The organism is Streptomyces sp. NPDC059477 (genome assembly GCF_042749375.1).
Taxonomy (GTDB): Bacteria; Actinomycetota; Actinomycetes; order Streptomycetales; family Streptomycetaceae; genus Streptomyces.
Window position 1 is genome coordinate 24,632 of the sequence record NZ_JBHYUG010000014.1, and the last position, 7,624, is coordinate 32,255.

Consider the following 7,624-nt stretch of genomic DNA (forward strand, 5'->3'; position numbering starts at 1 on the left):
TGGGGGGGGGGCGGGCTCGGGGGGGGGGGGGGGGGAGGGGGGGGGGGTCGGGGTGGGGGGGGCGGGCGGCCGGCGCGGCGGGGGGGGGGGGGGGGCCGGGGGGCCCCCCCGGGCGCGGGGAGGTCATGTCGGCGCGGGGAGGTCATGCAAGGGCGTTGCGCCCCGGCGTCAGTCGCCGCAGAACTCGGCCTCCACGATCGCCGCGCTGTCGCCGGTCCAGTCGGCGTTGAGGTTGAGGGCGAGGCTGTGTTTGCCGTCGGTGGTGGTGACGGCGTCGGACGTGGAGCCGTGGATGCCGCCGCCGTGGCCCCAGACGGTGATCCCGCAGGACAGTTCCTGCTTGATCAGGCCGAGCCCGTAGGTGGCGTTGGGGACGCCGGGTGCGGGGACCGTGGTCTTCATCGCCTTGAGCTGCTCGGGCGGGAGCAGCTTGCCGCGCAGCAGGGCGCTCATGAAGCGGTTGAGGTCGTTGTTGTCGGAGACCATCTCACCGGCCGCGCCGGCGGCGGACGGGTTGAAGGCGGTGACGTCGTAGGAAGGGCCGTCGTAGGTCTCGGCGAGCTTGGAGTAGGCGCGGCTGTGCGGGGTGCCGAGGGTGGGGCGGCCGGCCGGGACGAAGGTGTCGTCCAGGTCGAGGGGCTCGATGATGCGGTCCTCGATCGCCTCACCGTAGGGGTGGCCGGTGATCTTCTCGATGACCATTCCGGCCAGGATGTAGTTGGTGTTGGAGTAGCTCCAGGAGGTGCCGGGGGCGAAGGTGGGCTCGTGCCGCATGGCCACGGCCACGAGTTCCTCGGGGGCGAAGGTGCGGAAGCGGTTCCGGTCGAAGCCCTCCTTGAGGAAGATCTCGCGGGCGAAGGTGTCGTCCCCGGTGTAGTTGAAGATGCCGCTGGTGTGGTTGAGGAGCTGGCGGACGGTGATGTCGCGGCCGTCGTGGCCGTTGCCGCTGACCAGGCCGGGCAGCCAGGTGTCGACCGTGTCGTCCAGGGACAGCTCGCCCTCGGCCTCCAGTTGGAGCAGGACGGTCGCCACGAAGGTCTTGGTGATGCTGCCGACGCGGTAGCGGTCGTCGGCGGAGCGCGGGGCGCCGGTCTTCAGGTTGCCGACGCCCTCGGTGGCCCGCCAGGTGCCCTGGCCGTCCCGCGCGGTGGCCGTGACGCCGGGCACTCCGTCCTTCACGGCGGCGCGCATCGCGTCGCGGGTCGCGTCGTGGCCGTGGTCCTTGCCGGCCGGCGCCGCGAAGGCGGGTGCCGCCAGGGCCAGCGACAGCGCCGCCGCGGTCGCCGCCACGAGGGTCACCCGGGTCCGTACGGTCATGTCGTTCCCCCTTCTCGCCCGCGCGCCGTCGCGGCGGGCCGTGTTCGGTCGGGGGCGAAGACCTGAGGGGTTTCGTGAAGGTTGCTCGCCCTTGGGCCGGTTGAGTGAGTTTCGGCCGACCTTCACGCCTTCTTGAGGACCAGCTCGGTGTTGCGGTCGCGGGCGCCGCCGCCCAGGTCGGTCCGGCCGCCGGGGGCGTTGAAGGAGAGTTCGCGGTACAGGGCGGCCAGTCCGGTCTGGGAGAGGTCGGCGAAGTCGGTGCGGTGCGGGGCCGCGGACTCGACCAGGGTGGTGAACAGCGACAGCGTGCCGTCCTGGTTGTCGGCCAGTTCCACGACCCGCGCGTGGTGCGGGAAGTCTACGTGGGACGCGGTGGAGATCTCCCAGAAGGAGTGCCCGTCGGGGCCGGGGTGGGCGGTGATGGCGTTGCGGTGGATGTGGCCGTTCACCCAGGCGACCACATTGCGGTGCCGGTTGAGCAGGCCGACGACCTCGGCGCCGTGGTGGCGGCGCTCGTCGGGGCGGGCCGGGTCGGGGCGCGGGTTGTCCAGGGACTCGCTGGTGTGATGGCTGAAGACGATCGCGTACGCGTCGCTGTTCTCGCGCAGGGTGCGGTCGAGCCAGTTCAGCTGGGCGGTGCCGAGGGAGCCCTCGTAGTGGCCGCCGGGGTCGGTGGTGTCCAGGCTGATGCCGATGACGTCGTCGGCGACCCGGAAGGAGTAGTACTGCGTCGTCGCCTCGACGTTGGCCGAGGAGTAGCCGTGCCCGGCCGGGCCCATACCGGTGTACCGGGGGTCGAGGTGGGCCTGGAGGTACTCGGCGGTGGTGAAGGGGGCGCGGCGCGGGTCCGGGGTGACGGGGCGCAGGTCGCGGGTGTGGGCGGTGAGCAGGTCGCGGAACTGGGTGCCGATCGGGTCCTTGGCCCCCCGGATGACGTCCTGGAGCTTCTTGGACTCGGCCGCGGGCAGGTCCATCAGTTTCCGGTCGCCGGTGGCGAAGTCGCGGAGGTAGGGGTCGCCGTGGCCGTAGCAGCCGAGCGGGAGGGAGTCGTGGTTGCCGACGGTGGAGTACCAGGGCAGGTTCAGGCCGGGGCTGTTCACCTCGCGCCGGGCGGCGGTGAGGAAACCTTCCAGTTGTGGGAAGCCGCGCTGTTTGTCGGCGTCGCGGACGGGGGCGGCGGGCTGCCAGTACTGGGTGAGGCCGCTGTTCATGACGCCCTCGTAGCGGCGCGGGTCACCGGAGTCGGGGGTGATCCGGCCGCCGCTCATGACGGTCAGGAACCATTCCAGTTCGGTGCCGCAGTTGTTGTCCGTGTTGTCGCCGGTGGTGATGGCGAAGTGCAGCGGGGCGCCGGTGACGGGGGCGCCCCGCAGCGCGTTGATCCGCTCCACCAGGGAGATGGCGCCCTGCACGGTCAGTGCCTCCTGGGGGCGCCAGGCGTGCACGTCGGCCGAGCGCAGGAACTCCAGGCGCAGCGGGTGCTGCACATCGGTCAGATGCAGGTCGGTGAGCTGGACGAACGCGGCGAGCGGAACACGGCGGCGATCCCGGCCGGAGCCGGCTTCGGCGAGGTCGTCGCGGACCACGCGCGGCCAGCCGGTGCCGTCGCCGAGCCGCCGGTAGCCGGTGCCGGGGCGTGGGGTGGCGACGGTGTCGAGGGTGGTGCCCCGGGTGTCCGGGGCGAGGGGCGCGGCCGGGTCCCGGCGGGAGACCGCGGCGGGCGCCTGGGGCACGGCGGCGGTCTGCGCGGCGGCCCGGCTGCCGGTGGGCCGCAGGGCGTAACCGGCGCCCGCGGACAGGGTCACCGCTCCGGCGGTGGCGAGAACGGCCCGGCGGTGGACGGGCAGCGCCGCGGCGGCTGATCCGGCGACAGAGCGTATGCGCGACATGGCGCGGTCTCCCCGAGTGCGAACGCGTCGGCAGTGGTCGCGGAAAGCCGCTCGCGCGGGCCTCCCGCCTCTCCTGGATGCTTGGCACCGGGGGTGGCCTGCGCGTTAACTGGGCGACAACGCGCAGCGCCGATCACCGTACGACGATCTGTGCCCGATGCCCCGGCCGTCGGCCGCTCTTCCGGCGGCCGGGCATCGGTCACTCTGCGTTCATCTGAGGGGGTAGGGGGTGGGGGCCGGGGTGCTCGGGCTGTGGCTGTTCGCCGGGGGCGTACGCGGAGGGCATCGGCTTCCTGGAGCTGGTCACCCGTCGCCCGGGCGGGCACCGTCCGGCGCGGGCCACGCCCCGGACGAATACACCGTCATGCACCCGAGCGCCACGCGCTCCTTGTCGACCGCGCAGGCGTCCACCGCCGGGCCGGACCACTCGTCGGCGCCGTCGAAGCGGTACCGGAAGTGGACCCGGTCGCCTTCGGAGGGCACCTGCGGGTGGGGTTCAAGGCGCCGGTCGACGACCTCGGCGGTGACGCCGAGAGGCTGCCCGGACGTGTCCTCGACCTGCACCCCGACACCGGCCGCACCGCGCTCCGCCGTCGTGTCGGTACAGCTCCGGAGGGCGGAGCAGCCGGACAGGGCGAGCATCGCCACGGCCAACAGGGCACCGGCACGTACCCGTGCGGGAAACACGAAACCGACCTCCGGTCGGGGCGGGCGGAGCGGTGCATGCGGGACAAGCCGTCCGAAGGGCGACCAACGCCCGCGAAACCGATCGCGGGTTTTCCCCATCCCTCCACTGAGTTTCGGTCAACTCTCCCCAAACATCTGTCCCTTGCGCAAGGCTGGGCGGTCGTCCGGGACCGCATTCCGGACGTCTTCGGCCAGGACCGATCGATCCCGGCCGAACGCACGCTCAGGTTCGTTCCTTCACCTTCAAGGGATGCCGATGACCCAGACCCCCGAGAGCGAATCCATACCCGGCGCGAGACGCGTGGCCCGGATCGCCGTGGCCGCCGGACTCGTGGCCGCGCTCGCCGCCGCCGGGCCGATACCCATGGCCCTCGCCGCAGATGCCCCGCCCGTCGCCGCGGACCCCGCCGTGAAGTCCGCCGACGACAAGCTCGGCTCGGACGACGCCGAACTGCTCGCCGAGGCCAAGGCCGACGGCGAGAAGACCATCACCCTGATGGTCGCCACCGCGCCGGGCGCCACCGAGCAGGTCGCCGGCCAGCTCGACGCCGTCGACGGCGGACTGGTCGGCCAGACCTACGACCAGCTCGGCTATGTCCGGGCCACCGTCCCCACCGGCAAGGCGGACGCGGCCATCGCCGCCGCCACCGAGCTGTCCTCCGTGCACGCGATCGACCTGCGCGAGGAGATCCCGCTGGAGGACCCGAGCCCCGACGGGGGCGCCGGTGCCCAGGGCGCGACGGGCACCGCCTCGTACCCGGCGCCGAACCAGGACACCCCGGCGGAAAACCCGTACAACCCGTCCTTCGAGACCGGGGCCGTCGACTTCGTGGAGGATCATCCGAAGGCGGACGGCCGCGGGATCACCATCGGCATCCTCGACTCGGGTGTGGACCTCGGTCACCCGGCGCTCCAGCAGACCACCACCGGCGAGCGCAAGATCGTCGACTGGGTGACGGCCACCGACCCGGTGGCCGACAGCGACGGCACCTGGCGGCGGATGACCGCCTCGGTCAGCGGCACCGGCTTCACCGCCACCGCGCCGAACGGCACCCGGGAGACCTTCACCACCCCGGCGGGCAGCTACAAGTTCAACTACTTCTCCGAGTCCGCCACCAACGGCGGCGACATGGCCGGCGACCTCAACCGCGACGGCGACCGGACCGATGTCTGGGGCGTGCTGTACGACCCGGCCGCCGGAACCGTCCGGGTCGACCTGGACGACGATCTCGACTTCTCCGACGAGACCGCGCTGAAGCCGTACAAGGACGGCTTCCAGATCGGCTACTTCGGCACCGACGACCCGGCCACCGAGATCGCCGAGCGCATCCCGTTCGTCATCGAGATCCGCAAGGACGTCGTCTACAACGCGGACACCGGCGCCAAGGCCGACTACGTCAGCATCGGCGTCATCGAGGGCGCCCACGGCACCCACGTGGCCGGTATCACCGCCGCCAACGGCCTGTTCGGCGGCGAGATGAACGGGGCCGCGCCCGGCGCCCAGCTGGTCTCCTCGCGCGCCTGCACCTGGACCGGCGGCTGCACCAACGTGGCGCTCACCGAGGGCATGATCGACCTCGTCGTCAACCGTGACGTGGACATCGTCAACATGTCCATCGGCGGCCTCCCGTCGCTCAACGACGGCAACAACGCCCGCGCCGAGCTGTACACCCGGCTGATCGACGAGTACGGCGTCCAGCTGGTGATCTCCGCGGGCAACGACGGCCCCGGCCTGAACACCATCAGCGACCCGGCCCTCGCCGACAAGGTGATCTCGGTCGGCGCCACCATCTCCAAGGAGACGTGGGCCGCCAACTACGGCTCGCAGGTGGCGAAGCAGTACGCGATGATGCCGTTCTCCTCGCGCGGCCCGCGTGAGGACGGCGGCTTCACGCCGACCCTCTCCGCGCCCGGCGCCGCCATCAACACCACCCAGACCTGGTACCGCGGCGGCCCGGTCGCCGAGGCCGGCTACCAGCTGCCGCCCGGCTACTCGATGCTCCAGGGCACCTCGATGGCCTCCCCGCAGGCGACCGGCGCGGCGGCCCTGCTGCTGAGCGCGGCGAAGCAGCGCGGCATCGATCTGACGCCCGCGAAGCTGCGCACCGCCCTCACCTCCACCGCCGACCACATCAAGGGTGTGCAGGCGTACGAGGAGGGCGCGGGCCTGATCAACGTCGAGGACGCCTGGGAGTCGGTCCGCGACGGGGCGACCGCCCACACCTACACGGTCAAGGCACCGGTGGACACCGCGATCGACCAGTTCCTGGAGACCCCGGGCTACGGCACCGGCCTCTACGACCGCGAGGGCGGCCTGAAGGCCGGGCAGAAGAAGACGTACGAGATCACGCTGACCCGCACCAGCGGCGCGGACAAGGCGCTCAAGCACGAGCTGGACTTCGAGAACAACGCGGAGAGCACCTTCAAGATCGTCGGCTCCGACGAGGTGAAGCTGCCGCTGAACCAGCCGGTCACCGTCAAGGTGCAGGCCGCGCCGAAGTCGGCCGGGGTCAAGAGCGCGATCCTGGAGGTCGACGACCCGCGCACCGAGGGCATCGACCAGCAGGTGCTCAGCACGGTCGTGGCCGCGCAGCCCGCGAACTACACCTTCTCCGCCTCCGGTTCGGTCCAGCGCAACAGCTCGACCTCCTACTTCGTCACCGTGCCCGAGGGCGCCAAGACGCTGGAGGTGGCGATCGGCGGCCTCAAGGACAAGAGCCAGACCCGGTTCATCAGCATCCACCCGTACGGCGTTCCGCTGGACGAGACCCAGACGCCGTACTGCTACAACAACTACCTCGACGGCAACGGCTGCCGCCCCGACGCGCGCTCGTACAGCGATCCGCAGCCGGGCGTGTGGGAGATCGAGGTCGAGTCGCGCCGTACGTCGCCGCTGCTCGACAACCCGTTCAAGCTGGACGTCACCGTCCTGAGTGCGGACTTCGCGCCGGAGACCGTGACGCTGCCCGAGATCCAGGCCGGTACCCCGGCCCCGGTGTCCTGGACCGTGACCAACTCCAAGGCGCCGATCGACGGCAGGCTGGAGGGCGGTCCGCTCGGTTCGTCGCTGTCGGAGCGGCCGGAGATCGGGCACGGCGAGAGCGCCGAGTTCGAGGTCACCGTCCCGGCGGGGGCCACCCGGCTGGACGCGTCGATCGGCAATGTCTCGGACGCCGCCGCCGACCTCGACCTCTACCTCCTGGACGGGAACGGCAACGTCGTCGCCCAGGCGGCCGACGGTGACTCCGAGGAGGCCGTGTCCGTCACCGCCCCGGCGGCCGGCACGTACTACGTGCAGATCGACGGGTACTCGGTGCCGGCCGGCACCACCGCGTACGACTACCTCGACGTGTTCTTCTCCCCCGCGCTCGGCACGGTGAGCGTCGACGGGTCCGCGCCGGTGAAGCTCGGCACGGGTCAGTCGGCGCAGGTCTCCGCGAACGTCACCGCCGTGGCGCCCGCGCCCGCCGGGCGCGCGTTCTTCGGCGAGGTCAAGCTGCTCACCGCGCGCGGCACCACCGCGGGTGCGGGCAGCGTCGCGATCGGCGAGGTGACGCCGTAGCGGACCGCGTGACCGTACGGTGACCACGTGATCCGTGGGACCGGGGCGGGCGTCCCTTCTGGGGGCGCCCGCCCCGGCGCGGGGGGCGGCGCCACGCCAGGCCGGCCCGCGGCCCGGGGGTGGGTCTCGGTGGTAAGTTCCCGCCCCGGGTCGAGGTGAGGTTAGCCGA

Annotated in this window: 4 protein-coding genes; 1 reads left to right on the forward strand and 3 read right to left on the reverse strand. The window is 72.1% G+C overall.

All coding sequences use genetic code 11. From position 1 onward, the window contains the following. Positions 1-168: 168 nt before the first annotated feature. The 3 genes from ACFXAZ_RS10080 to ACFXAZ_RS10090 form a co-directional block, all read right to left on the reverse strand. Positions 169-1,317, reverse strand: coding sequence for a serine hydrolase domain-containing protein (locus ACFXAZ_RS10080; RefSeq protein ID WP_384587258.1), 1,149 nt, complete (start codon positions 1,315-1,317; stop codon positions 169-171). A 122-nt stretch (positions 1,318-1,439) separates the two neighbouring features. After that, the gene (locus ACFXAZ_RS10085) at positions 1,440-3,206 is read right to left on the reverse strand and encodes a TIGR03767 family metallophosphoesterase (RefSeq protein ID WP_384587260.1); all 1,767 of its coding nucleotides are present in this window, start codon (positions 3,204-3,206) and stop codon (positions 1,440-1,442) included. Positions 3,207-3,509: 303 nt separating this feature from the next. Beyond that, positions 3,510-3,854, reverse strand: a complete 345-nt coding sequence (locus tag ACFXAZ_RS10090; RefSeq protein ID WP_384587262.1) for a hypothetical protein — start codon at positions 3,852-3,854, stop codon at positions 3,510-3,512. A 295-nt stretch (positions 3,855-4,149) separates the two neighbouring features. Here ACFXAZ_RS10090 and ACFXAZ_RS10095 point away from each other — a divergent pair, with 295 nt between their 5' ends. Continuing rightward, positions 4,150-7,455 (forward strand): S8 family serine peptidase, encoded by a 3,306-nt coding sequence (locus ACFXAZ_RS10095; RefSeq protein WP_384587264.1) that lies wholly within the window; start codon positions 4,150-4,152, stop codon positions 7,453-7,455. Positions 7,456-7,624 lie beyond the last annotated feature (169 nt).

What these genes read in the sequence shown, in the direction of transcription:
- ACFXAZ_RS10080 (WP_384587258.1), bottom strand. Translation starts at nt 1,317, where the DNA reads ATGACCGTACGGACCCGGGTGACCCTCGTGGCGGCGACCGCGGCGGCG.
- ACFXAZ_RS10085 (WP_384587260.1), bottom strand. Translation starts at nt 3,206, where the DNA reads ATGTCGCGCATACGCTCTGTCGCCGGATCAGCCGCCGCGGCGCTGCCC.
- ACFXAZ_RS10095 (WP_384587264.1), top strand. Translation starts at nt 4,150, where the DNA reads ATGACCCAGACCCCCGAGAGCGAATCCATACCCGGCGCGAGACGCGTG.